The organism is Mycobacterium sp. SM3041, from assembly GCF_039668335.1.
Lineage (GTDB): Bacteria > Actinomycetota > Actinomycetes > Mycobacteriales > Mycobacteriaceae > Mycobacterium.
The window spans coordinates 1-22,481 of record NZ_JAYXBQ010000076.1; the positions used below are offsets into that span (position 1 = coordinate 1).

At 68.6% G+C, this 22,481-nt stretch carries 20 protein-coding genes; 7 read left to right on the top strand and 13 right to left on the bottom strand.

What is annotated here, in order from left to right; genetic code table 11:
- From lgt to VXD91_RS25585, 6 genes are all read right to left on the bottom strand, one after another.
- The coding region (lgt, locus tag VXD91_RS25560) for a prolipoprotein diacylglyceryl transferase (RefSeq protein WP_346416696.1) at positions 1 to 1,289 on the bottom strand (1,289 nt) is incomplete at its 3' end.
- Positions 1,286 to 2,077, bottom strand: a complete 792-nt coding sequence (trpA, locus tag VXD91_RS25565) for a tryptophan synthase subunit alpha (RefSeq protein WP_060999605.1) — start codon at positions 2,075 to 2,077, stop codon at positions 1,286 to 1,288. The genes lgt and trpA, both read right to left, overlap by 4 nt.
- Complete coding sequence (trpB, locus tag VXD91_RS25570) at positions 2,074 to 3,345, bottom strand: tryptophan synthase subunit beta (RefSeq protein ID WP_138249723.1); 1,272 nt, start codon at positions 3,343 to 3,345, stop codon at positions 2,074 to 2,076. Before trpB ends, trpA begins: the two co-directional genes overlap by 4 nt.
- 38 nt (positions 3,346 to 3,383) lie before the next feature.
- Entirely contained in the window at positions 3,384 to 4,202 is an 819-nt protein-coding gene (gene trpC / locus VXD91_RS25575; protein WP_226518691.1) for an indole-3-glycerol phosphate synthase TrpC, read from the bottom strand.
- Positions 4,203 to 4,296: 94 nt separating this feature from the next.
- Positions 4,297 to 4,899, bottom strand: coding sequence for a TIGR02234 family membrane protein (locus VXD91_RS25580; RefSeq protein WP_226518692.1), 603 nt, complete (start codon positions 4,897 to 4,899; stop codon positions 4,297 to 4,299).
- Positions 4,896 to 6,401, bottom strand: a complete 1,506-nt coding sequence (locus VXD91_RS25585; RefSeq protein ID WP_235742234.1) for an anthranilate synthase component I — start codon at positions 6,399 to 6,401, stop codon at positions 4,896 to 4,898. The genes VXD91_RS25580 and VXD91_RS25585 overlap by 4 nt, the downstream gene beginning before the upstream one ends.
- A 32-nt stretch (positions 6,402 to 6,433) precedes the next feature.
- Between VXD91_RS25585 and VXD91_RS25590 the strand changes: the two genes are divergently transcribed.
- Entirely contained in the window at positions 6,434 to 6,889 is a 456-nt protein-coding gene (locus VXD91_RS25590) for a peroxiredoxin (RefSeq protein WP_064859553.1), read from the top strand.
- On the opposite strand, the gene VXD91_RS25595 is transcribed toward VXD91_RS25590, so the two are convergent.
- Positions 6,876 to 8,513, bottom strand: a complete 1,638-nt coding sequence (locus VXD91_RS25595; RefSeq protein WP_346416868.1) for a 2-isopropylmalate synthase — start codon at positions 8,511 to 8,513, stop codon at positions 6,876 to 6,878. The genes VXD91_RS25590 and VXD91_RS25595 overlap by 14 nt on opposite strands.
- A 195-nt stretch (positions 8,514 to 8,708) precedes the next feature.
- Here VXD91_RS25595 and VXD91_RS25600 point away from each other — a divergent pair, with 195 nt between their 5' ends.
- From VXD91_RS25600 to VXD91_RS25620, 5 genes are all read left to right on the top strand, one after another.
- The gene (locus VXD91_RS25600; protein WP_346416697.1) at positions 8,709 to 9,380 is read left to right on the top strand and encodes a FadR/GntR family transcriptional regulator; all 672 of its coding nucleotides are present in this window, start codon (positions 8,709 to 8,711) and stop codon (positions 9,378 to 9,380) included.
- Positions 9,377 to 10,174, top strand: coding sequence for an ATP-binding cassette domain-containing protein (locus VXD91_RS25605; protein WP_346416698.1), 798 nt, complete (start codon positions 9,377 to 9,379; stop codon positions 10,172 to 10,174). Before VXD91_RS25600 ends, VXD91_RS25605 begins: the two co-directional genes overlap by 4 nt.
- A gap of 295 nt (positions 10,175 to 10,469) precedes the next feature.
- Entirely contained in the window at positions 10,470 to 11,471 is a 1,002-nt protein-coding gene (locus tag VXD91_RS25610; RefSeq protein WP_061009760.1) for a Rieske 2Fe-2S domain-containing protein, read from the top strand.
- A complete protein-coding gene (locus VXD91_RS25615; protein WP_064859549.1) occupies positions 11,468 to 12,868 on the top strand; it encodes a wax ester/triacylglycerol synthase domain-containing protein in 1,401 nt (466 codons plus the stop codon). The genes VXD91_RS25610 and VXD91_RS25615 overlap by 4 nt, the downstream gene beginning before the upstream one ends.
- A 6-nt stretch (positions 12,869 to 12,874) precedes the next feature.
- A complete protein-coding gene (locus tag VXD91_RS25620) occupies positions 12,875 to 13,843 on the top strand; it encodes an LLM class flavin-dependent oxidoreductase (RefSeq protein WP_226518698.1) in 969 nt (322 codons plus the stop codon).
- Here VXD91_RS25620 and VXD91_RS25625 read toward each other — a convergent pair.
- The 6 genes from VXD91_RS25625 to VXD91_RS25650 all read right to left on the bottom strand — a co-directional run bounded on the left by VXD91_RS25625 (position 13,840) and on the right by VXD91_RS25650 (position 21,647).
- On the bottom strand, positions 13,840 to 14,718 hold the full coding sequence (locus tag VXD91_RS25625) for an oxidoreductase (RefSeq protein WP_346416699.1): 879 nt from the start codon (positions 14,716 to 14,718) through the stop codon (positions 13,840 to 13,842). The genes VXD91_RS25620 and VXD91_RS25625 overlap by 4 nt on opposite strands.
- A gap of 72 nt (positions 14,719 to 14,790) precedes the next feature.
- Positions 14,791 to 16,470, bottom strand: a complete 1,680-nt coding sequence (atzF, locus tag VXD91_RS25630; RefSeq protein ID WP_346416700.1) for an allophanate hydrolase — start codon at positions 16,468 to 16,470, stop codon at positions 14,791 to 14,793.
- Positions 16,467 to 18,551, bottom strand: a complete 2,085-nt coding sequence (locus VXD91_RS25635; RefSeq protein WP_346416701.1) for a 5-oxoprolinase/urea amidolyase family protein — start codon at positions 18,549 to 18,551, stop codon at positions 16,467 to 16,469. The genes atzF and VXD91_RS25635 overlap by 4 nt, the downstream gene beginning before the upstream one ends.
- 45 nt (positions 18,552 to 18,596) lie before the next feature.
- Positions 18,597 to 19,244, bottom strand: coding sequence for an urea amidolyase associated protein UAAP2 (locus tag VXD91_RS25640; RefSeq protein WP_346416702.1), 648 nt, complete (start codon positions 19,242 to 19,244; stop codon positions 18,597 to 18,599).
- Positions 19,241 to 20,104: an urea amidolyase associated protein UAAP1 gene (locus tag VXD91_RS25645; protein ID WP_346416703.1), complete on the bottom strand. Its 864-nt coding sequence runs from the start codon at positions 20,102 to 20,104 to the stop codon at positions 19,241 to 19,243. The genes VXD91_RS25640 and VXD91_RS25645 overlap by 4 nt, the downstream gene beginning before the upstream one ends.
- Positions 20,105 to 20,138: 34 nt before the next feature.
- Positions 20,139 to 21,647: an amino acid permease gene (locus VXD91_RS25650; protein WP_346416704.1), complete on the bottom strand. Its 1,509-nt coding sequence runs from the start codon at positions 21,645 to 21,647 to the stop codon at positions 20,139 to 20,141.
- A gap of 161 nt (positions 21,648 to 21,808) precedes the next feature.
- Between VXD91_RS25650 and VXD91_RS25655 the strand changes: the two genes are divergently transcribed.
- Complete coding sequence (locus VXD91_RS25655) at positions 21,809 to 22,474, top strand: helix-turn-helix domain-containing protein (RefSeq protein WP_346416705.1); 666 nt, start codon at positions 21,809 to 21,811, stop codon at positions 22,472 to 22,474.
- Positions 22,475 to 22,481 lie beyond the last annotated feature (7 nt).

The following is a 22,481-nucleotide window of genomic DNA, read 5'->3' on the forward strand; positions in this document are numbered from 1 at the left end:
TCATCGCCATCGGCGACAGCCGTCTCGGCGGCCACCTCATCAGCGGCCTCGTCAGACTCCGTTGTCCCCTCGGACTCCTGGGCCACCTCGACCGCTTCGGCCTCCGCGGTTTCGGCCTCATCGGCATCCAGTTCTTCAGCCTCGGCGTCCGACTCGTCTTCTTCCTCGACCTCGTCGGAATCGACTGGCTCCTCGCCGGATTCGTCGACGGATTCCTCGACAGCAGCCTCGGCGTCGGCAGCGTCCTCATCCACCGTGTCCTCGGTATCGACGGCCTGCTCCGCCAGCGCCACAGGTTCGTCGGATTGGGTCTCGACGGCGTCGGCCTCGTCGGCCACCGCACCGGCACCTGCCGCGACGGCAACCGGAACAGCCAGTGCAGCGCCTTCGGCCTCGGCCTCGGCCTCTGCTTCTTCAGCCTGCCGGCCACCGAGCGTCGCCGGATCCTCACGGCCCCGCGGCGCGACCATCATGTAAACCACGGCACCGATGAACACGAACGTCGACGTGAACGAGTTGACGCGGATGCCGGCGATCAGCGTCGCGGTGTCGCTGCGCATCAACTCGACGCCGAAACGGCCGACGCAGTAGGCGGCGACATACAGCGCGAACAGCCGCCCGTGACCCAGCCGGAAGCGGCGGTCCGCCCACAGCAGGAAGAAGAAAACCACGAGGTTCCACAGCAATTCGTAGAGGAACGTCGGATGCACGACCTCATAGACCTGCCCGGTCGAGACGCCGTTGAGCAGGTGCGGGTTCACCACACCGGAGCCGTCACTCCGCTGGAAGATCTGCAGGCCCCACGGCAGATCCGTGGGCCGGCCGTACAGCTCCTGGTTGAAGTAGTTGCCCAGCCGGCCGATGGCCTGGGCCAGGATGATGCCGGGCGCGATGGCGTCGCCGAACGCGGGCAACGGGATTCCGTGCCGGCGGCAGCCGATCCAGGCGCCGACGCCACCGAGCGCGACCGCGCCCCAGATGCCGAGGCCGCCATCCCAGATCCGCACGGCCGCACCGATGCCGGCGCCGCCCTCGGCGAAGTACGTCCGCCAGTCGGTCATCAGGTGGTACAGCCGGCCACCGATGAGGCCGAACGGCACCGTCCACAGTGCGATGTCGTAGATGACGCCCGCCTCGCCACCGCGCGCGACCCAGCGGCGATCGCCGATGATCAGCGCGGCGATGATGCCGGTGATGATGCAGAGCGCGTAGGCCCGGATCGGCACTGGCCCCAAGTGCCAGACGCCCTGGGCCGGACTCGGGATGTATGCCAGCAACGATGTGGTCACGCGGAAACTTTCTGTCGTACTCCGTGGGCCAGTTCTTCGGACAATGCTCGTACCGCGGGGATACCGCCGTCGCCGAGCGCAGATACCAACGCCGAGCCGACGATGACGCCGTCGGCGTAGGCCGCTATCTCCGCGGCCTGTTCCCGCGACCGGACGCCGAGGCCGACACCCACCGGGATGTCCGACACGGCACGCACCCGGGACACCAACTCGGGCGCCATGTTCGACACCGCGTCGCGCGCACCGGTGACGCCCATGGTCGAGGCGGCGTAGACGAACCCGCGCGAGGCCGCCGCCGTGGCAGCCAGCCGCTCCGGGGTGGACGACGGTGCCACCAGGAAGATGCGGTCGAGGTTGTGGGCGTCGGAGACGCCGAACCATTCGTCGGCCTCGTCGGGGATGAGGTCGGGCGTGATCAGTCCGAGCCCGCCCGCCGACGCCAGGTCACGCGCGAAAGCGTCGACGCCCCAGCGCAGCACCGGATTCCAGTAGGTCATGACGACGGCGTGCCCGCCGGCGTTGCTGATGGCCTCGACGGCCTTCAGTGCGTCTCGGACCCGCACCCCACCCTGCAGGGCGGTGTTGGTGGCGGCGGCGATAACCGGCCCGTCCATGCCCGGATCGGAGTAGGCGACGCCGACTTCGATGATGTCGCAACCGGATTCGGTCATCGCGACCATCGCGTCGATCGAGGTCTGCACATCCGGGTAGCCGGTCGGCAGGTACCCGATCAGCGCCGAACGCCCTTCGGCCCGGCACGATTCGAACAATCCAGCCAGTCGGCTCATGACGCTTCCCCAGTCTCACCGTCCAGTAGACCGAACCATTTCGCGGCGGTCTCGACGTCCTTGTCGCCGCGGCCGGACAGGTTCACGACGATCACCGAACCCGGCCCCAGTTCGCTGCCGAGTTTCAGCGCGCCCGCGACGGCGTGCGCCGATTCGATCGCCGGGATGATGCCCTCGGTGCGGCACAGCAGGCCGAACGCTTCCATGGCCTCGGTGTCCGTCACCGGCCGGTACTCGGCGCGGCCGACGTCCTTGAGGTACGCATGTTCCGGACCGACGCCCGGGTAGTCCAAACCGGCTGAGATGGAATGCGATTCGATGGTCTGGCCGTCCTCGTCCTGCAGCAGGTACGAGAACGAGCCCTGGAACGCGCCTGGCGATCCGCCGGTGAAAGTGGCTGCGTGCCTTCCGGTTTCGACTCCGTCGCCGGCCGCTTCAAAACCGACCAGGCGCACACCAGGATCGTCGATGAAGGCGTGGAAGACGCCGATGGCGTTCGATCCGCCGCCGACGCATGCCGTGACCGCGTCGGGCAGCCGGCCGGCCTGCTGCTGTATCTGGACCCGCGCTTCCAAACCGATGACGCGCTGGAAATCGCGCACCATGACGGGGAACGGGTGCGGTCCGGCCGCGGTGCCGAAGCAGTAGTAGGTGTCGTCCGCGTTGGTGACCCAGTCGCGGAAGGCTTCGTTGATGGCGTCCTTGAGGGTCGCCGAACCGGCCTCGACCGACACCACGGTGCCACCGAGCAGCCGCATCCGGGCCACGTTCAGCGCCTGCCGGGCGGTGTCGACCGCACCCATGTAGACGACGCACTCCAGGCCGAGCAGCGCGCAGGCCGTCGCGGTGGCGACGCCGTGCTGGCCGGCGCCGGTCTCGGCGATGACGCGGGTCTTGCCCATGCGCTTGGCCAGCAGCGCCTGCCCGAGCACGTTGTTGATCTTGTGAGAACCGGTGTGGTTCAGGTCTTCTCGTTTGAGGAACAGCCGCGCGCCGCCGGCGTGTTCGGACAGTCGCGTCGCTTCGTACAGCGGCGACGGCCGGCCGGTGTAGTGCTGCTGCAGCCGATCGAGCTCGTCGAGGAACGTCTGGTCGGTGCGGACCTTGTCGTAGGCCGCGGTGACTTCCTCGATGACGGCCATCAGAGCCTCGGGCACCAGCCGGCCGCCGTAGGCACCGAAGTGCCCCTTGGCGTCGGGGTCGTGGCTTGTGGCTTCGGCGACCGCCGCGCTCATCCGCGGCAATTCGGTACCAGTGCGATCAGACATAAGAACTCGGGCTGCTTCTTCGCGCAGGAGCCCGCAATTCAGCGGGCTGGTTTCGGGCAGGACGGGTGCGTGCCGGCAGTTACCAGGTCGGCGACGGCGCTCCGCGGATCGCCACTTGTCACCAGGCCCTCGCCGACCAGGACGGCGTCGGCGCCGGCACCGGCGTAGGCCAGCAGGTCGGCGGTGCCACGCACCCCCGACTCGGCGATCCGGATGATGTTGCTCGGCAGGCCTGGCGCGATGCGGCCGAAGCAGTCGCGGTCGACCTCGAGGGTCTTGAGGTCCCGGGCGTTGACGCCGATGACCTTGGCACCGGCCTGGATGGCCCGGTCCGCTTCCTCTTCGGTGTGCACCTCGACCAGCGGGGTCATCCCGAGCGACTCGGTCCGGTCGATCATCGAGGTCAGCACCGACTGCTCCAACGCGGCCACGATCAGCAGCAGCATGTCGGCGCCGTGGGCCCGGGCCTCGTGAATCTGGTACGGCGTGACGATGAAGTCCTTGCGCAGCACCGGAATCGACACCCCGGCACGCACGGCATCCAGGTCCGCCAGCGAACCGTTGAAGCGACGCTCCTCGGTCAGCACACTGATCACCCGCGCGCCGCCGGACTCGTAGGCCTTGGCCAGCTTGGCGGGATCGTCGATCTGCGCCAACGCCCCCTTGCTGGGGCTCGCCCGCTTCACCTCGGCGATGACGCCGATGCCCGGCTCCCGCAGCGCGGCGAGAGCATCCTTGGCCGTCGGCGCCTTCTTGGCCCGCTCCTTGACCTCGGTCAGACTCAGCGCGGCTTCGCGGGCGGCAACATCAGCGCGAACTCCCTCGATGATGGAGTCGAGCACGGTCCCCGAAGTCATAACGCGTCGTCGTCCTTCCGTGCCGGTTCGGCAAGCCAGATGATCATCTCGAAGGGTAGTCGCCAGGGCGGCGCAGACTGCCACCGGGCCACACTCATTTGCTCCCGCCGTCGTTCTGGGTGGGATCGTGCCCTTCGTCGAGGGCGTCCCAGATCATCCGTTCGGACATGCCGTCGGCACCTTCTTCCTGTGCCGCCTCGCGCCGCGCGCCCGGCGCGGCGTATTTGGCGGTGGCCGCCGTGGCGGCTCCCCGGCCCGCCGAGCGCATCAGCAAAACGGCTCCGACCAGCGTCAACACCGCGGCCGCCAGCGTCACACCGGCACCCCAGTAGTGCCGCTGGGTGCCCACCAGGAACATGACCGCGATCTGTGCCATGTCGGCGGCGCGCACCGAGACGTCGGTGACCGCCCACAGGCTGATGGCCAGATATCCCATCCCGGCGCTCGCGACGGCCACCAGCAGCGCCAGCAGCCGCAGCGCCCAGCCGCGCACGGCCAGTGCCGCCACCGCGGCGGCGCCCGCCAATAGCGCCAGCGGGATGAGGGCCGTGGACCAGGCCGCGCCGGACAGCGTCGTCGTCTTCGGCTGGCCGAGCCCGTCGAACGACGACACGTCGACCCAGGGCAGCCGGGAGGCGCCCCACAGCATCAGTGCGGCGACGAGCAGCAGCACCTGCGCGGTGCGGGTGGTCCTCACGGCTCGCTCAGGGTCTCGGCGGCCGCGATCGCCGCCAGCACGGCCTTGGCCTTGTTGGACGACTCGTTGTACTCGTACGGCCCGTTGGAGTCGGCGACAACGCCGCCACCGGCCTGCACGTAGGCGGTGCCGCCGCGCATCAGCGCGGTGCGGATCGCGATGGCGAAGTCGGCGTTGCCGGCGAAATCGAGGTACCCGAGCACGCCGCCGTACAGGCCGCGGCGAGTCAGCTCGACCTCTTCGATCAGCTCCATGGCGCGGACCTTGGGCGCCCCCGACAGCGTCCCGGCCGGGAAGCAGGCGGTGACGGCGTCCAGCGCGGTCTTGTCGTCGGCGAGCTGGCCGGTGACGGTGGAGACCAGGTGCATGACGTGGCTGTAGCGCTCGATGTGGCTGTAATCCTCGACGCGCACGGTGCCGGGCCGGCAGACGCGGCCCAGGTCATTGCGTCCCAGGTCGACCAGCATCAGGTGCTCGGAGCGCTCCTTGTCGTCGGCGAGCAGCTCCTTCTCGAGCAGGATATCGTCCTCCTCGGTGGCGCCGCGCCACCGGGTGCCGGCGATGGGGTGCGTGGTCGCCACCCCGTCCTTCACCGTGACGAGCGCCTCCGGGCTGGAGCCGACGACCGAGAAGTCAAGGCCGCCTTCGGCATTGGGCACGTTGAGCAGGTACATGTACGGGCTGGGGTTGGTCACCCGCAGCACCCGGTAGACATCGATGGGATCGGCTTGGGTCGTCATTTCAAACCGCTGCGACGGCACCACCTGGAATGCCTCGCCGGCCTCGATGTCGCCGACAAGCTTCTCGACGATCGCCGTGTACTCCTCGACGGTGCGCTGCTGGCGGGGCTGCGGCTGCGGACGTTCGAAGGTCGCGATGCTCGACGGCAACGGCTCCCCCAGCGCCTTGGTCATGACGTCGAGGCGCGCCACGGCATCGTCGTAGGCCCAGTCGACGCGTTCGTCGGTGCCGTTCCAGTTGACGGCATTGGCGATGAGCGTGATGGTGCCCTCGTGGTGGTCGACGGCCGCCATGTCGGTGGCCAGCAGCAGCACCATGTCGGGCAGCTTGAGGTCGTCTTCCGCAAGCTCCGGGAGTCGCTCCAGGCGCCGCACCATGTCGTAGGCGAAGTACCCCACCAGCCCGCTCGACAGCGGGGGCAGCCCCGGCACCGGCGCCGTCTGCAGCAGGGCCAGGGTGTCGCGGACGGCTTGCAGCGGGTCGCCGCCGCTGGGCGCATCCTGCGGCGTGTTGCCGAGCCAGACGGCTTCACCGTCCCGGACCGTCAGCGCCGACGGGGCGCCCGCACCGATGAACGACCATCGCGACCAGGACCGCCCGTTCTCGGCCGATTCCAGCAGAAACGTGCCGGGACGGTTGGCGGCCAGCTTGCGGTAGGCCGACAACGGCGTCTCGCTGTCGGCGAGCACCTTGCGCGTCACCGGCACGACACGGTGCTCGGCGGCCAGCGCCTGGAATTCCTCACGTGAGGTCGTCTTCACGCGGTCATCCTCCCAGAAGTAGCGTGGCAACCATGAAACGTGGTGACCTCGTCGCAGAGTTCAATCTCCCCGACCAGACCGGGACGAACCGCAGCCTCTCCGAACTACTGGCCGACGGGCCGATCGTGCTGTTCTTCTACCCCGCGGCCATGACGCCGGGCTGCACCATGGAGGCCTGCCACTTCCGCGACCTGGCGGCCGAGTTCGCCGCGGTCGGTGCTTCCCGCGTCGGGATCAGCATGGATGCGGTCGAGAAGCAGGACAAATTCGCCGAGAAGCACAGCTTCGACTACCCGCTGCTGTCGGACACCTCGGGCGCGGTGGCCGAAGCGTTCGGTGTGAAACGTGGCCTGCTCGGCAAGCTGATGCCCGTCAAGCGGACCACGTTCGTCATCGACACCGACCGCAGGGTCCTCGAGGTCATCGCGAGCGAGATCTCGATGGACTCCCATGCCGACAAGGCGCTCGAGGTGCTCAGGGCGCGTTAGCCGCCCGGATCACCGCCGCCAGTGACGCGGTGAGCACCGAGTCACTGCGGCCACACGACCAGCCGCCGCGGTGTTCGAGGTAGGTGACCGCCGTGGCGCCGATCGACTGCTGGGTGAGGCTCAGAATCTCGACGGGCCGGTCCACATCAGCCAGTGCCTGCGTCAGCGCTTCGACGGGCCCGACGCCGCCATGCGTACTGGTACGGGCGATGCCGTTGACGGTCACCGTGATCTCGGTGGTGTCGTCGCTGCTGACGTGCCAGTCCTTCAGCTCGACCGGCCCGACACAACCCAGGTAGGTCGCCTCGAACAGGTCGTACAGCTCGGCGGCGGTCACCTCGGCGCCACTGCCGTCGGTGTGGGCCTGCACATGCCGGGCGAAGTCGATCTGCAGCCGGCGCGGCAGGTCCAGTCCGTACCCGGTGTGCAGCAGATAGGCGATGCCGCCCTTCCCGGACTGTGAATTCACCCGGATGACCGCGTCATAGCTGCGGCCGATATCGGCCGGATCGATCGGCAGATACGGTACCCGCCAATCGATTTCGCGCTCGTCGCGGTTCTCGGCCGTCGCCCGGGCCCGGTGTTCGGCCAGCCCCTTCTTGATGGCGTCCTGATGGGTTCCCGAGAACGCGGTGTGCACCAGGTCGCCCACGTACGGATGGCGTTCGTGGATCGGCATCCGGGTGCAGTGCGACACCGTACGGGCGATCGCGTCGATATCGGAGAAGTCGATCATCGGGTCGACGCCCTGCGCATACAGATTCAGAGCGAGCGTGGCGATGTCGACGTTGCCGGTGCGCTCACCATTGCCGAACACACAGCCCTCGACGCGTTGCGCCCCGGCCAGCACGGCCAATTCGGCGCAGGCCACGCCGGTCCCGCGGTCATTGTGCGGATGCACCGACAGGATCACCGCGTCGCGCCGGGCCAGGTTCCGGTGCATGTACTCGATCTGGTCGGCATACACATTGGGTGTCGCGACCTCAACGGTGGCAGGCAGATTCAGGATCACCGGCCGGCTCTCGGTGGCGTCCCACAGCTGTGTCACGGCGTCGCAGATCTCCAGCACGTAATCGGGTTCGGTCAGGTTGAAGACCTCCGGCGAGAACTGGAACCGGATGTTGGGCATGCCCTCGGTCAAGGTCAGCACGTCGAGCGCGCCGTGCAGGATCAGACTGCGCAACTCGTCGCGGTCCTTGCCCAGCACGGTGTTTCGCCATGTGGGCGCGGTCGCGGTGTACATGTGGATGACGACGTCGTTGCGCATGCCCCGCACGGAGTCGACGGTGCGCTCGATCAGGTCGCGACGGGCCGGGGTGAACACCGCGATGGTGACATCTGGCGGTGCGATGTCGGTTTCGGCCAACAGTCGCACGAAGTCGAAATCGGTCTGGGACGCCGAGGGATAGCCGACCTCGATCTCCTTGTAGCCGATGGCGACGAGCTGTTCGAAGAATCGGCGTTTGCGATCGGGGTCCATCGGCTCGGCCAGGGCTTGGTTGCCGTCGCGCAGGTCGACGGGCACCCACAGCGGCGCGGCGTGGATTCGGTTGCTTGGCCAATCCCTTTGGACCACAGGAATGTCCACGCGATTGAAGGCATCGGTGTAACGGTGCCACGGCATGGTTGACGGTTGTTGGCGGTTCCAGGAGGTGTTCATGAGTGGTCTGCTCTCGGTCAGGTTTGGAGGTGACCGGTCGCGACAGAGCCCCACGGCAGGGGGCCGGTCGTTTCAGACCCCGCCGCGGCAGCCAAGGAGAAGCACGCGCGTCATGATGGTTAGACTATACACAACTCCTCAGACAAGTAGAGAGGTTTCATGGTCTCGCAGGTATCGCGTCAACCCCTGGCAGCCCAAGCCGCCCAGCTGCTGCTGACGCGCATCAAAGACGGTGAATGGGCACTGGGACAACGACTTCCGGGCGAAACCATGCTGGCCGCCCAGCTCGGCGTCGGCCGGTCCACCCTGCGTGAGGCCATCCGCGAACTGGCCGGAAAGGGCGTCCTCGACAGCCGCCAGGGCGCCGGCGTCTTCGTCACCGCCCTCGATGTCACCGACGACTGGGACACCGTGCTGCGCAGCGCGAACGTGGCCTCGGTGATCGAGGCTCGCATCGCGATCGAGGCCGAGGGCGCCGCGCTCGCCGCAACGCGGCGCACACCGGCCGATCTGCGCACCATCCGGCGCACCCTTGCCGCCCGCGGCGTCACCGGCCAGTCGGTCCCCGAACATGTGGACGCCGACATGGCCTTTCACCGGGCCGTGATCGCCGCGGCGCACAACGACGTGCTGACCCAGCTGTTCGACGCATTCCTGCCCCGGCTGCGGCTGGCCATGATCGACATGCTGAAGATCCGCCCGATCGCATCAGAGCCGTGCGACCACGCACTGCATCAACAACTCGCCGACGCCATCGTCGCGCGCGATCCCGACGCCGCAGCCGCCGCGAGCCGCACCCACCTGAGCGCTTTGAAGGAGTCGTTCACATGACCCCGGTCCTCGAGATCGACAACGTGACCTTCCGCCGCGAAGGCAAGCAGATCATCGACGGCATCTCGCTGACGGTGCGCGAGGGCGAGCACTGGGCGCTGCTCGGCCCCAACGGCGCGGGCAAGAGCACGCTGCTCGGCTTCTGCGGTGCCGTGACGTTTCCGACGACCGGTGTCGTTCGGGTCCTGGGTGCGCAGATGGGCCGCACCGACCTGGCACCGCTGCGCCGGTCGATCGGCCACGTGAATCCCCGGCACCGGCTGCAGTACCCGCTGACGGTGCGCGAGGTGGTCCTGACCGGGATCACCGGCACCATCGACATCGCGGCCCGCTGGACCCCCACCGCCGACGACATCGCACGGGCCGACGAGCTGATCGGGACGGTGGGACTGACCCACCGCGCCGATGCGGTGTGGCCGACGCTCTCGCAGGGCGAACGGGGCCGGACCCTGATCGCCCGCGCGCTGATCGCCGAGCCGCGGCTGCTGCTCCTCGACGAACCGACAACCGGACTCGATGTCGCCGCGCGCGAGCAGCTGCTGGAAACCCTTGACACGCTTGAGCATTCACATCCCGAAATGGCTTCGATCCTGGTGACGCATCACCTCGAGGAGCTGCCGACGTCGACGTCCCACGCACTGTTGATCTCCGGCGGCCGCACGGTCGCGGTGGGACCAGCGGTCGAGACTGTGACGACCGATCATGTGTCGGAGGCCTTTTCGCATCCGGTCGAGGTCGGTTACGACCACGGCCGGTGGTCGGCGCGGGCAAAAGCCGGCCGGGTAATCGCCTAACACACCAGCCGGGCTCTGTCCGGCTATTGGCAGTATTACTGGCCAGTACCTTGCCGAATATCGGTAATTTACGTGCGCGACAGAGTCTTTCGGTTCTCTTGCGACGGTTGTCGAACTAGTGGTCTACTGCGAACTAGAACATGTTCTACTAGCCACCCACAACGACGTGGACGCGGGAACGTAGTCGGGGAAATCTACGGACACGTGCAGGATTGCCGCATGCCCGTCGCCGGCGCCGTCGACGCGTCACCTGTATCGGATTCGACTCCGCCGCGCGGACAGCGAAAGGGCTGCGATGACCTCAACGACGGAAGTGACGAACCTCAGCCGGGCCGGGGACGCGTTCCCGCCGTACCCCTACAGCTGGTACGCGGTGGCGTTCGCCCACGAGCTGGGGCCCGGGACGGTGCTGACGCGGCGCTTCCTCGACGGCGAGATCATCGTCTTCCAGACTGCATCCGGCGAACTGTCCGCCGCCGAGCCCTACTGCCCGCACCTCGGCGCCCACATCGGGAAACGTGGCTGGGTCGACGGCGAAGCCGTGGTCTGCCCGTTCCACGAGTTCAGATTCGCTCCGTCGGGCACCTGCGTCTCGACGCCGACCGGAGAGCCGCCGCGCGGCGCGGCACTCAAGACGCTGCCGGTCCGCAACCACCTGGGCATGATCATGGTGTACCACGGTCCGCCCGGACAGCAGCCGGCATTCGAACTCGACCTGCCCGCCGCCGATGCGGGCTGGCATCCGATCGCCACCAAGAAGCTGCATTTCAAGACCCATCCGCAAGAGGTCAACGAAAATGGTTTGGACCACGCGCATTTCGCGACCATCCACAAGTTCCGCGACTTCGTCGTACCCAAACCGATGGAGATCGACGGTCCGCGCATCTATACCGAATACGGTGGCACCAAGCCCATTCCGGTGATCGGCGGTGTCAGCTTCCACTTCAAGTCGGTTCTGGTCGGCCTCGGCTTCTCCCTGGTGGAGATCGCCATCCAGGGCGGCCTGACGGTCCGCCAGATGGTGCTGCCCACGCCGGTCGCCGAACGCAACGTCGACATCTACATCGGCATCGCCGCGAAAAGGCATGTGCGCAACCGGCTTGTGCGCGCGCTGCTGGCACCGGTCGAACGCCTGGCGGGCTGGATCGTGCTGCAGGTCGTCGCCTACGAGGTCCAGCGTGATCAGCTGATCTGGGACGACAAGGTGTACCTCGAGCACCCCAAGCTGACGCCCGGCGACGGGCCGATCGGCAAGTACCGCCACTGGGTACGGCAGTTCTACACGCCGGCGGCATGAACACGGCCATGCCCCGCGCCGAGCGGGTCAGCGGGATGGACGCCTGGCAGCTCTATCAGGAGACCGGGCTGCAGGTCGGCAACGGCATGTCGCTGATCCTCGTCGATCGCAGTTCGGTGATCGGAAATCTGCGGGACTACGTGGTGTCGGCCCTCGACAACCGCATGCACCTGATGCCCGCGTACCGCAAGGTGCTGTACGACCCGTGGTTCAACCTGGACCGGCCCATGCTGGTGGCCCGGCCGCAGATCGACGTGTCGGCGCATGTGACAGCCCTGCCCATGCCCGCGCCCGGAGGTGCGGTCGGTGCGGCCAAGGCGCTGGCCGCGGTCCGGGCAATGCACCTGGACCGACGGGAACCCTTGTGGCACATGTACGTTCTGGAAGACGACGACCCCGGCTACGCGTATCTCATCTCGGTGGTGCATCACCTCCTCGTCGACGGTGACTCGGCAATCGAGGTCACCGGTTGTCTGATGACACCGGGCGATCTGAGTACCCGGCCCGCCAAGGCCGTTCCCGAATCGGCGACGTTTCCGGCGCGGCCGGCGGCGATCGCGCGCGATGCCGCCGCCCGTAAGGCGCGGCGCCTCCGGCGACTCCCCCGGCTCGTGGCCACCTCGGCGCGGGTCCTGCGTGGCAAGTGGGCCGCCCGCCACCTCGACGTGAAAGCACCACGGACGGCGCTGAACTGTTCGCTGTCGGGTACCTCGACCGCGGCCGTCGCCGTCCTGCCGCTCGAAGATCTCCAGACGGTGGCCCAACGGTTTTCGGTCACCATCAACCACATCCTGCTCAGCTGTGTGGGCGCCGCCCTGGACGGTGTACTGCACCGGCAGGGCCGGCGTCCGCAGCAGCCTCTGGTGGCGGCGGTGCCCTATGCGATGCGTGCTGCCGACACGTCCGACTACGTCACCGACGGCATCGGCACCACCACGGTGCTGCGCGTCAACCTGAACACCACGGTGGCCGATCCGGTGCGGCGCCTGCTCGCCGTCGCCGAACACGCGCGGGCGGTCAAAGCAGTGCAGGAACAACGGGGCGTCAACCTGTTTCGGCAGTGGAACGAATACGCTCCGGGCCGCGCCGTCAATCTGCTGTTCCGCACCATCGAGCGGTTCGGCCTGGCCGAACGGATCTCGTGGCCGTGCAACGTCATCGTGTCCAATGCCAGCGGCATCGCGGTCGACGATCCGGTGTTCCTCAACCTGCCGGCCCTGCGCTTCCATCCGGCTGGGCCGCTGTACCACGGCATGGGTCCCAGCGTCATCGCCATGTCCTGGAACAACAACCTGTGCCTGTCGGTGACGGCGGACTCCCGGCACGTCTCCGACGCCGCCACCATCACCGACGGCATCGAGTCCGAGCTCGCGACCCTACTGGCCGCGGCGCGTTAGGGTTTCGTGTTCACCCTGCGGTTCGACATGCGGGCCCCCGCCGGTGGCGCGCCGGCGTCGTCGCTGTATCCCGCCGCGCTCGATATGGCCGCGTGGGCCGAATCCCGCGGCCTGATCCTGCTGGTGGTGTCCGAGCACCACGCCGCCGAAGACGGGTACCTGCCCAGCCCGTTGCCGATGGCCGCGGCACTGGCCGCCCGCACCACATCGGTGCCCATCGCCGTGAGCGCCCTCATCCTGCCGTTGTACAACCCGGTGCGGCTGGCCGAGGACATCGGCGTACTGGACCATCTCAGCGGCGGACGGATCTCCTACACCTTGGGCGTCGGCTACCGGCCCGAGGAGTTCGAGTCGCTCGGCGTCGACTATCACCGCCGTGGCGAATTGGCCGAAGCGCACCTGACGGTGTTACTCAAAGCCCTTGACGGAGCGCCCTTTTACGACAACGAACGCGGTGTGCTGGTCCGGCCCGCACCCGAGCGCAAGGTGCGGCTGTCCTATGGCGGCGGCACGCCGCGGGCCGCACGCCGCGCGGCCCGCTTCGGGCTCGGGTTCAACGCCCAGAACAACCTGCCGGAGCTGGCCGACGCCTACTACGACGAATGTGCAAGGCAGGGCCGCGTTCCCGGCCGGATGCAGCAACCGCGGCCCGGGTTCCCGACGACGGTCTTCGTGGCCGACGACGTGGACCGGGCCTGGGACGAGATCGGGCCATACCTGCTCCACGATGCGATGACGTACGCCGACGGCCATCACGACCCGCACATCGTCAGCCTGTCCACCGCGCAGACCATCGATGCGCTGCGTGCCGAAAACGGCAGCCACCGCATCTATTCGGTGGACCAGGCGATCGAGGCCATTGCCCGGGACGGGGTGCTGTCCCTGCACCCGCTCTGCGGTGGTCTACCGCCCGAGCTCGCCTGGCCCTACCTGCACCGCGTCGTCGACGAGGTCATGCCCGCCGTACCGCGTTAGAACCGGACGCCGGTGAGGGATTCCGCCGTCTCCCACAGGCGCTGCGCGACAAGCGGATCGCGCGCGGCAGGGGCGAGTTCGACCTTCACCGGCGCGCCCGTCATCTGCAGACGCCCGCCCGGGCCGTAGAAGTCACCGGCAACGGCGTCGGGATCGGTGGCCGCGCGCAGGATCGGCAGTGCCCCGCCGTCGGCGTCCTGCACGAACCACGATGTGGAGAACCGCAGCCGCGGGTGATACGCCAACTGCTGCCATCCCTGGTCACGCAGGATCGCCGTCCTGGCGCTGCCGGGATGCGCGGCCACGCACATGGCCTGGTGCCGCCGGTTGTACTCGGACATGAACAGCAGTTGCGCGAGTTTCGAATTGGCGTAGGCCTTCGCGCTGCGGAACTTCTTGCGGCTGTGCAGATCCTCGAAGTCGATGACACCGCGACGGTGGGTCACGCTGCTCACCATCACGATGCGCTCGGCGCGATCGTGCAGCAGGCCCGTGAGGGCGAAGTGCCCGAGGAAGTTCACCCCGAAATCCCCCTCGAAACCGTCCTTCGTCTCGGTGCGCACCCGATGCATGACACCGGCATTGTTGATCAGCAGGTCGATCCTGCGGTGCCGCGCACGCAGACTCTCGGCACAGCGCCGCACCGATGCCAAATCCGCCAGGTCCAGTTCCGCGAATTCGGTTGTCGCGTCAGGCAGTGTGGCCTGCACCCGCCGAGCGGCGTCGGCATTGCGGCCGGCCAGCACCACCGTCGCCCCGAGCCCGGCCAGCCCCCTGGCGATCTCGACACCGATCCCGCTGCCGGCGCCGGTGACCAGCGCGACGCGTCCGTCCTGACGGCTTGCGTCGGTCAGGGTCCACGGTGTGCTCGTCATACTCCCTGCAGACTAGTGATTTGTGCACGATTTTCCGCGCACGCCGCGGAAAATCGTGCACAAATCCCTGGGTTACGGGGTGGCGAACTCCCTGGCCTGGAGGTAGGCCCGCCAGCCGCCGAACTCCGAGATGTCGGGTGCGGCGATGGCCCCCTCGTCGGCGCAGACGAACCCGGTCTCCCAGGACCCGTCGTCGAGTTCCACCGCCGCCAGTCCCATGGGCGTCGGGAGGGCGGCCAGGAACGTTCCCAGCGCCGCCGGCGAGAGCGACCAGCGCTCGACTTCGAAGGACCGCCCATCGTCGGGGACCCGCACCAGGGCCGGCTTACCGGACGGCAGCGCCGTCATCCGATAGCGCTCCGCCGTGCGGGCCGGCCCGTCCCACCGCGCTCCGAGATCGTGGAGCTGACCGGCCAGCGGCTGATCACGCAGATGCGCGCCGGCCACCACCAGCGTCAGCGCCCCGGCGCCCGCGCGTTCCGGCCAGGACGCCACCGTGCCGCGGTCACCACCGCCCAGCCGGGCCGCAATGTCGGCCACCACGGCGTCATCGAAGGCCCGTCCCAGTACCGTGACCCCGAATTGCGCTGTGGTGCCGTCGGATTCGACAACCTCACCCGCGGGAACCGCGACGCCGCACATGTCGAAGAGATTGCAGAAATTGGTATACGTGCCGATCCGGGCGTTGACCGCGACGGGGTCGGCGGCCACCTCGGCGAGCGTCGGCTGCAGCGGCGCAGTGGGGACGAGCAGCGCGTCGCACTCCCCCAGGGCCCGGAATGCCCGCTCCCGCAGGCGATCCAATTCACGACGGTCGCGCAGCAGTCCGGTCGCGGTGTGCGCGCCACCGGCGCTGATGATGGCCGTGACTGTCGGGTCCAAGCCGGCATCGTCACCGGCACGGGTGATGTAGTCCCCCACCGCTTCGGTACGTTCGGCGACCAGCGCCCCTTCGTACAGCAGCCGCGCGGCGGCCAGGAAGTCCGCGAGATCGATCGGGACGATCCGCATCCCGGCGTCCCGCGCGACATCGACGGCCCGCTGGAACGCGACGTCCCAGCCGGGAGCCATGGCCGGTAGTTCGGCGGGTACCGCGAGCACCGGTTCAGCGGGGGCGGCGAAGCGGGTCGACGTGGGCCAGGATCGCTGCGTCGTGGCTGCCATCACGGCCATGGCGCTCTCCGCCGTCGCCAGATCCCGCGCCAGGATCGTCACGCAGTCGTAGCTCGGGCAGGCCGGGACGACGCCGGTCGTCGACACCAGCCCGATGGTGCCCTTGATACCGACCAGGCCCTGGTATGCCGCCGGTACCCGGCCGGATCCCGCGGTGTCCGTGCCGATCCCGAGGTCGGCCGCACCGATGGCCACCGCGACGGCCGAGCCCGACGACGAGCCGCCCGATATCCGGTCCGGCCGCCGCACGTCACGCACGGCGCCGTAGGGGCTTCGGGTGCCGACCAGCCCGGTGGCGAACTGGTCCAGATTGGTCTTGCCGATCACCACCGCGCCGGCCGCCCGCAGCGCCGCCACCGCGGGCGCGTCGGCATCGGGGATGTACGCGTAGCCCGGGCACGCCGCGGTGGTGGGGAGACCGGCGACGTCGACGTTGTCCTTGACCGCCAGCAGCTGGCCGGCCAGCGGGCCCTGCGCCTGTGCGAACTCCTGACGTACCGTGTCCTCGTCGCGCACCGTGATGAAGGCCTCCGGTCGCTGTGCGATGGCCGCGTAGGCGGCGCTGATCCGGTCCGTCATGCGACTTCCTGTCCTGTTGTGGCGGCTGAGTCTGATTGGTCGCACTCCTCATCGCGGCTCGTTCCTCGCCGCTCGATAGTCGCGCTCCCGGGCTTCTTGCGTGCGCCGATCTCGCCGCTGGCCTCCCAGCGGGCCCGCTCCTCGTTACGGGCGGCGGTCATCCGCTGTCGTACCGCGGCGATGTCGTCGGCCTCCCGCGCCAGGAAGGCCAGATGGTCCGCGATCCGGAACTCACCGTCGGTGATGTCGACGGTGCCGCGGCCGGCGGCGACGTCGGCCCGTAGGTCGGTGAGCTCATCGGAGGACACCGGGTACCACGACACCTGGTCGAAGAACCGCAGCAGCCACGGCTGTTCGGGCTCGAAACCCGGCGCGGACAACGGGAACCGGTGGTTCCACACCTGGGTGGTACGGCCCATCAACTGGTAGCCGCCCGGGCCTTCCATGCCGTAGATGCACAGGTAGGCACCGCCGATGCCGACGGCGTTCTCCGGCGTCCAGGTGCGGGCCGGGTTGTACTTGGTGGTGACGACCCGGTGCCGGGGATCGACCGGCGTGGCGACCGGGGCGCCGAGGTACACATCCCCCAGCCCGAGCACGAGATAGCTTGCCGCATGGACGATGTCGAACACCTCCTGCTGCGACTCCAGGCCGTTCATCCGGCGGATGAACTCGATGTTGCTCGGGCACCACGGAGCGTCGTCGCGCACGCCGTTCTGGTAGCGCTCGATGGCCAGCCGAATGGTCGGATCGTCCCAACTCAACGGCAGCCGCACCGAGCGGCTGGGCAGCACCAACTGGTCGACGGGGCCCTGTGCCGACTCGATGTCGAGCACGAAGGCCGTCATCGCCTGGTGATCGGTGAGCGCCGCGTCGAACTTGACCTGCAGGGAACGGATTCCGGGCGTCAGATCGATGATCCCCCGGGGCCGGTGGGCGGCGATCGCGGTGTGCAGGGCGTGCACCCGCGCCCGCAGCACCAGATCCAGGGTCATCGTGCCGTATTCGACCAGGAGGTTGTCATCACCGCTGCGGCGCAACGTCATCGAGGTCGTGCCGTCCCCGGTGATGCCGCGGTGCAACACGCCGTCATCGCCGTCCCCGCGCGGGCTGCGCACCACCGGCGACGCCGCGCGCCGGGATGTCCCCAGCGCCGCCAGCGGTGCCGCGGCACTGGCCCGTACCGGAACGAAGCGCACCCGGTCGCCGGGCGTGAGCTGCCCGAGCTTCCAGCGGTCCGCCGACGTCACCGTCACCGGGCAGACGAAGCCGCCGAGGCTGGGCCCGTCCGGGCCCAGCAGGATGGGGGTATCGCCGGTGAAATCCAGTGCGCCGACCGAATACGGGGTGTCGTGGATGTTCGACGGGTGCAGCCCGGCCTCACCGCCGTCGGGCCTGGCCCACTGCGGCTTCGGCCCGACCAGGCGCACGCCGGTGCGGTCGAGGTTGTGGTCCACCAGATAAGTGGCCTCGTAAAGGCTTTCGATGTCGGCGCGGGTGAAGAACTCCGGCGCGCCGTGTGGCCCTTCGGTGACCGCGAGGCGCCATTCGTGCCCGATCGACGGGATCTCCTCATCGGTGAGCCGGCGCGGTCGCCCGCCTGGAACACCCAGATCGAGACGGTCACCGGCTGCGAGGGCCCGCCCGCCCGCGCCGAACTTCCCGAGCGTGAACGTGGAACGCGAGCCGAGGTACGCCTCGGCCTCGATGCCGCCGGCCACCGCGATGTAGATCCGCATGCCGACGCCCTGCACCGCACCGATTTCGAGCACGCCGCCCTCCGGGACGGCGATGGGCGCCCACTGCCGCGCCGGAATCCCGTCGAGCGTCACCGATACCGGCGCGCCGGTGACACAGACGACCGTCGCCTCGTCGAATCCCAGTGTCGGACCGGCCATCGTGGCCTCGAGACCCGGTGCCCCCTCGGCATTGCCGACCGCGAGGTTGGCCAGCCGCAGGGACAGGTCGTCCATCGGGCCTGACGGCGGTACTCCCACCTGCCAGTAGCCGATGCGGCCCGGCCAGTCCTGGACGGTGGTGCTCGGCCCGGGCCGCAGCACGGTAAGGGCGGATGGCGCCATTCCGGTACTCCTTCGAATGCAGAACGCGGTGCGAGAGAACGTGAATCAGGACGGGCGGGTGACGATCATCCGCACCGGCGTCGGATCGAAGCCGTTGCACGGGTTGTTGATCTGCGGGCAGTTCGACACCAGCACGAGGACGTCGGTGTCGGCGCGCAGCGCCACCCGCAGTCCCGGCGCCGACAGCCCGTCGACGATGCCGAGGGTGCCGTCGGCCTCCACCGGCACGTTCATGAAGAAGTTGAGATTCGGTGCCAGGTCACGCTTTCCGAGCCCGTATCGCGCGCCTTCGATGAGGAAGTTCTCGACGCACGCGTGCTGATGCCGGGTGTGGTGGCCGTAGCGCAGCGTGTTGGATTCCTGTGAGCAGGCGCCGCCGACGGTATCGTGATTGCCCACCTCGTCGGCCACGACGGTCATCAGTGCCGCTCCGTCGCTGTCCCGCAACACCGTTCCGGTGCTGACGAACAACGACCGTTGCGCCGTGATGGTGGTCTGGGCGCTGTACCGCCGGGACGTGTCATGGGCACCGTAGATCAGCGTGTCCACGGCCTGATTGCCGTGCAGGTCGACGATGGTCAGCACGTCGCCGGCCGCGACGATCGCCGACCAGGGGCCGCGGGCCTCGACGATCTCGTCGAGGATGGTCGTGCCGGACACCAGCGCAGGAACCGAGTCGATGGCGGTGCTCATGCGGAAACTCCTTCGGTGAGGTGCAGTGCGGTCCAGACGTCTTCGGTGTTGCGATGCGCGCGTTCGTATTCGGGCCCGATCGTTTCGGCGCGGGCGGCCAAGTCGGCCAGGTCGGCGGGGGCCGACCACGCCAGCACCTCCAGATCGGAGGTGTCGAAGGCCGGCGCCTCGTCGAGCGGGTGCGCGGTGTTGGCGATGGCGACGATCACCGGCAGGTGCAGGATCAGCTCGATGGCCGTGCCGGGTCCGGCCGAGCCCGTCGACACCAGTTGACCCGCATCGTCGGCGCGGACGCCGTGGAAGAACGACAGCCCGGGTCCGACATCGCGCGGTCCGAGGCCGTGTTTGAGCGCGGCGAGCACCAGCAGCTCGCGGCCGGCCGGGCTGTCCGAGTGCGCGGTGCCGGCCCCGTAGCGAGCTTCGTTCTGGGCTCGGGTTGTGGTGCCGCACAGTGCATCGTGGTGGCCCGAGGTGTCGGCGACGATGGTCGCCAGGACCCGTCCCTGGTCATCGAGCAGCGGATGCCCGATGCCGAGGTACGCCTGCCACGGCACCTTGACGGTGTCGGCGGTGTTGAGCCGCTCCCAGGGGGCGTCGGCACGCCACAGCAACAAATGCGCGCACGCGCGGCCCTCGATGTCGGTGAGCCGCAACCGGGTTCCCCGGTCCAGCACCTTGCTGGTGTAGCGGCCGCCGGGCACCGTCTCGGCCCAGGTCAGGCGGTCGGCGTCGACGCCGGCGGGCGGTGTCGGCCACAGCGATGCCGGCACGACGGGCATGGCTGCGGTGTGGGTGCCGGCCTGTGCCCGGGCGTGCGCACGGGCCGCCGCGGTGGTCGAGGTGGTGGACGAAGAACTCATGAGAATCCTTTCGGCAGTGGATGATTGGCGGAGATCAGAGGGACCCGACGGGGCGCGGATGGGTCCGGCGGTACGGGAAGCACAGGGCGCCGAGCGCGACGATGGCGACGATGGTGAACGGCCCGGCCCACACCAGCAGCGGCATGGTGCCCGTCGGGTCGTAGATTTCCGGCCGTGGCCAGGCCAGGTTGATCACCATCGCCACGCCGTACGCCACGGCGAACACGTTGACCGGTAGACCCCAGCGGCCCAGCGAGAACAGCGGCCGGCCGCCGGCGTCGGTAGCCGTGGCGTCCCAACGCATTCCGCGCAGTCGGTGCGCCAGGAGCGGCGCCGTCACCAACAGGTAGGCGATATAGATCGCGATGATGCAGACACTCGCCAGGGTCGCGAAGATCGCGGAGTTGCCGACGTTCACCAGCAGCACACCGACACACGCGACGCCGACCACGATCGCGGGCGGGATGGGCGTCCCGGTAGCCGGGTTGACGCGGGACAGCAGCGACGAGAACGGCAGCCGGTAGTCGCGTGCCATGGAGAACATCAGGCGCGTGGCAGCGGTCTGAATTGCCAAGGTGCAGATGAAGATCGCGATGGCGACGTCGATGAGGAGCAACGTGCCCCACGGCGACGACAGCACCGCTCCCAGCACGTAGGGCAGGCCTTCGGTGGCGAGACGCCCGTCGGTCAGGCTCGGTGCGGCCATCAACGCGCCGATGATCATGAGACCACCGCCGAGTGCCGAGACGGTGAGCGCCGACCGGATGGTGCGCGGGGCGACCCGACGCGCGTCGCGGGTCTCCTCGGCGAGTTCACCGGCCGAGCCGAAGCCGACCATGACATAGGCGGCCATCAGCCCCGAGGCGATCCAGGCCCAGCCGTAGCCGGAACCCGCCCCGCCGGTGTCGAAGACGACTTGCGGGCCACGCTGTGCGTGCGTGAAGAACACCCCGACGACGGCGATCACACCGATGATCTCGCAGCACACGCCGATGGTCGCGACCCGCGACATCCAGCGCACCCCGATGCAGTTGATCGTGGTGGTGATGACCAGCAGCGCCGTACCCAGCAGCACGGCGTTGGCGGCGCCGTCCGCCGACGTGAGCGCGGTGTCGGTGCCGATGATCTGGAAGCCCGACCACACCGCCGGCAGCACCACCTGCAGCGCGATGGCCGCGGCAGACGCCGTGATGATCTGGGCGAGGATCATGAACCACCCGCCGAACCAGCCGACGACCTCACCGCCGAGACGACGGGCCCACTGGTAGATCGCCCCCGAGATCGGGTAGCGCGCCGCGAGTTCGGCGAAGCACAAGGCCACCGCGAACTGTCCGATGAACACCACCGGCCACGTCCAGAAGAACGCCGGACCGCCGAAACTGTATCCGAGGCCGAACAATTGGAAGATCGTGGTCAGGATCGAGACGAACGAGAAGCCGGCCGCGAACGACGCGAACTTGCCGAGCGATCGGTGCAGTTGTTGGTCGTAGCCGAACTCGGCGAGATCGTCGTGATCTGCCGGCGACGTGTTGGTCAATGTCATCCGATCCCGATTCTGCGAGGTTAATACCTGTCAACTGACAGAATTAACGGGAAGCGTGACGCAGAGGGGTCACCGACGTTTCCGCCGTGGGTCGCGATGTAACAGTTGGGTTTCGTGCGAGCCGGCGCTGCGCGGATGACCGCAGGTGGCACAGTAGTGGCATGAGCCGCCCCGGCCGCCCCCGCCATCGCGACGCCCTACGCCCCGGCAGCACCGCCGTCGAGCAGATCCTCGATGCCGCCGGAGAACTGTTCGTGACGCAGGGCTTCACGGTGACGTCGACACGGTCCATCGCCGAGGCCGTCGGCATCCGGCAGGCCTCGCTGTACCACCACTTCCCCAACAAGGAAGCCATCCTCGAAGCACTGCTCGATGCGACAGTGGTGCCGTCGCTGGAGTTCGCGCGGCGCGTGACGCGGTCGGTGGACGATCCCAAGGCCGCCCTGTGGGCAGTGACGGCCGGTGACGCGGCCAACCTGCTGTCCGTGCCGTGGAACCTGGGCCGGCTCTATCTGCTACCGGAGGTCGACGGCATCGAGGGCTTCCACCGCCGGCGCCGCGAGTTGCATGCCGTGTACCGCGAGTTGGCGGTCGACGCCGTGGGTGGCCGTGACGAGTTCCGCTGCGGCCTGCCGGTGCGGCTGACCGAGACGGTCATCGCGCAACGAGTCGACGATCCGGACATCACCGGTGACGACGTGGCCGGGGAAAGGGTGGCGGAGGCCATCGCCGATGCCGCCCTACGGGTTCTCGGGGTCGATGTCGACGATGCCCTGCGGGCCGAGGGACGGGCGCTCGTCGAGCGGCACCTGCCCCCACCTACGTGATTTGTGC

Excerpts from the sequence above, each read along its gene's own strand:
- trpA (WP_060999605.1), bottom strand. The coding sequence starts at position 2,077 with ATGAGCCGACTGGCTGGATTGTTCGAATCGTGCCGGGCCGAAGGGCGT.
- trpB (WP_138249723.1), bottom strand. The coding sequence starts at position 3,345 with ATGTCTGATCGCACTGGTACCGAATTGCCGCGGATGAGCGCGGCGGTC.
- trpC (WP_226518691.1), bottom strand. The coding sequence starts at position 4,202 with ATGACTTCGGGGACCGTGCTCGACTCCATCATCGAGGGAGTTCGCGCT.
- VXD91_RS25590 (WP_064859553.1), top strand. The coding sequence starts at position 6,434 with ATGAAACGTGGTGACCTCGTCGCAGAGTTCAATCTCCCCGACCAGACC.
- VXD91_RS25595 (WP_346416868.1), bottom strand. The coding sequence starts at position 8,513 with ATGCCGTGGCACCGTTACACCGATGCCTTCAATCGCGTGGACATTCCT.
- VXD91_RS25600 (WP_346416697.1), top strand. The coding sequence starts at position 8,709 with ATGGTCTCGCAGGTATCGCGTCAACCCCTGGCAGCCCAAGCCGCCCAG.
- VXD91_RS25605 (WP_346416698.1), top strand. The coding sequence starts at position 9,377 with ATGACCCCGGTCCTCGAGATCGACAACGTGACCTTCCGCCGCGAAGGC.
- VXD91_RS25610 (WP_061009760.1), top strand. The coding sequence starts at position 10,470 with ATGACCTCAACGACGGAAGTGACGAACCTCAGCCGGGCCGGGGACGCG.
- VXD91_RS25615 (WP_064859549.1), top strand. The coding sequence starts at position 11,468 with ATGAACACGGCCATGCCCCGCGCCGAGCGGGTCAGCGGGATGGACGCC.
- VXD91_RS25625 (WP_346416699.1), bottom strand. The coding sequence starts at position 14,718 with ATGACGAGCACACCGTGGACCCTGACCGACGCAAGCCGTCAGGACGGA.
- atzF (WP_346416700.1), bottom strand. The coding sequence starts at position 16,470 with ATGACGGACCGGATCAGCGCCGCCTACGCGGCCATCGCACAGCGACCG.
- VXD91_RS25635 (WP_346416701.1), bottom strand. The coding sequence starts at position 18,551 with ATGGCGCCATCCGCCCTTACCGTGCTGCGGCCCGGGCCGAGCACCACC.
- VXD91_RS25640 (WP_346416702.1), bottom strand. The coding sequence starts at position 19,244 with ATGAGCACCGCCATCGACTCGGTTCCTGCGCTGGTGTCCGGCACGACC.
- VXD91_RS25645 (WP_346416703.1), bottom strand. The coding sequence starts at position 20,104 with ATGAGTTCTTCGTCCACCACCTCGACCACCGCGGCGGCCCGTGCGCAC.
- VXD91_RS25650 (WP_346416704.1), bottom strand. The coding sequence starts at position 21,647 with ATGACATTGACCAACACGTCGCCGGCAGATCACGACGATCTCGCCGAG.
- VXD91_RS25655 (WP_346416705.1), top strand. The coding sequence starts at position 21,809 with ATGAGCCGCCCCGGCCGCCCCCGCCATCGCGACGCCCTACGCCCCGGC.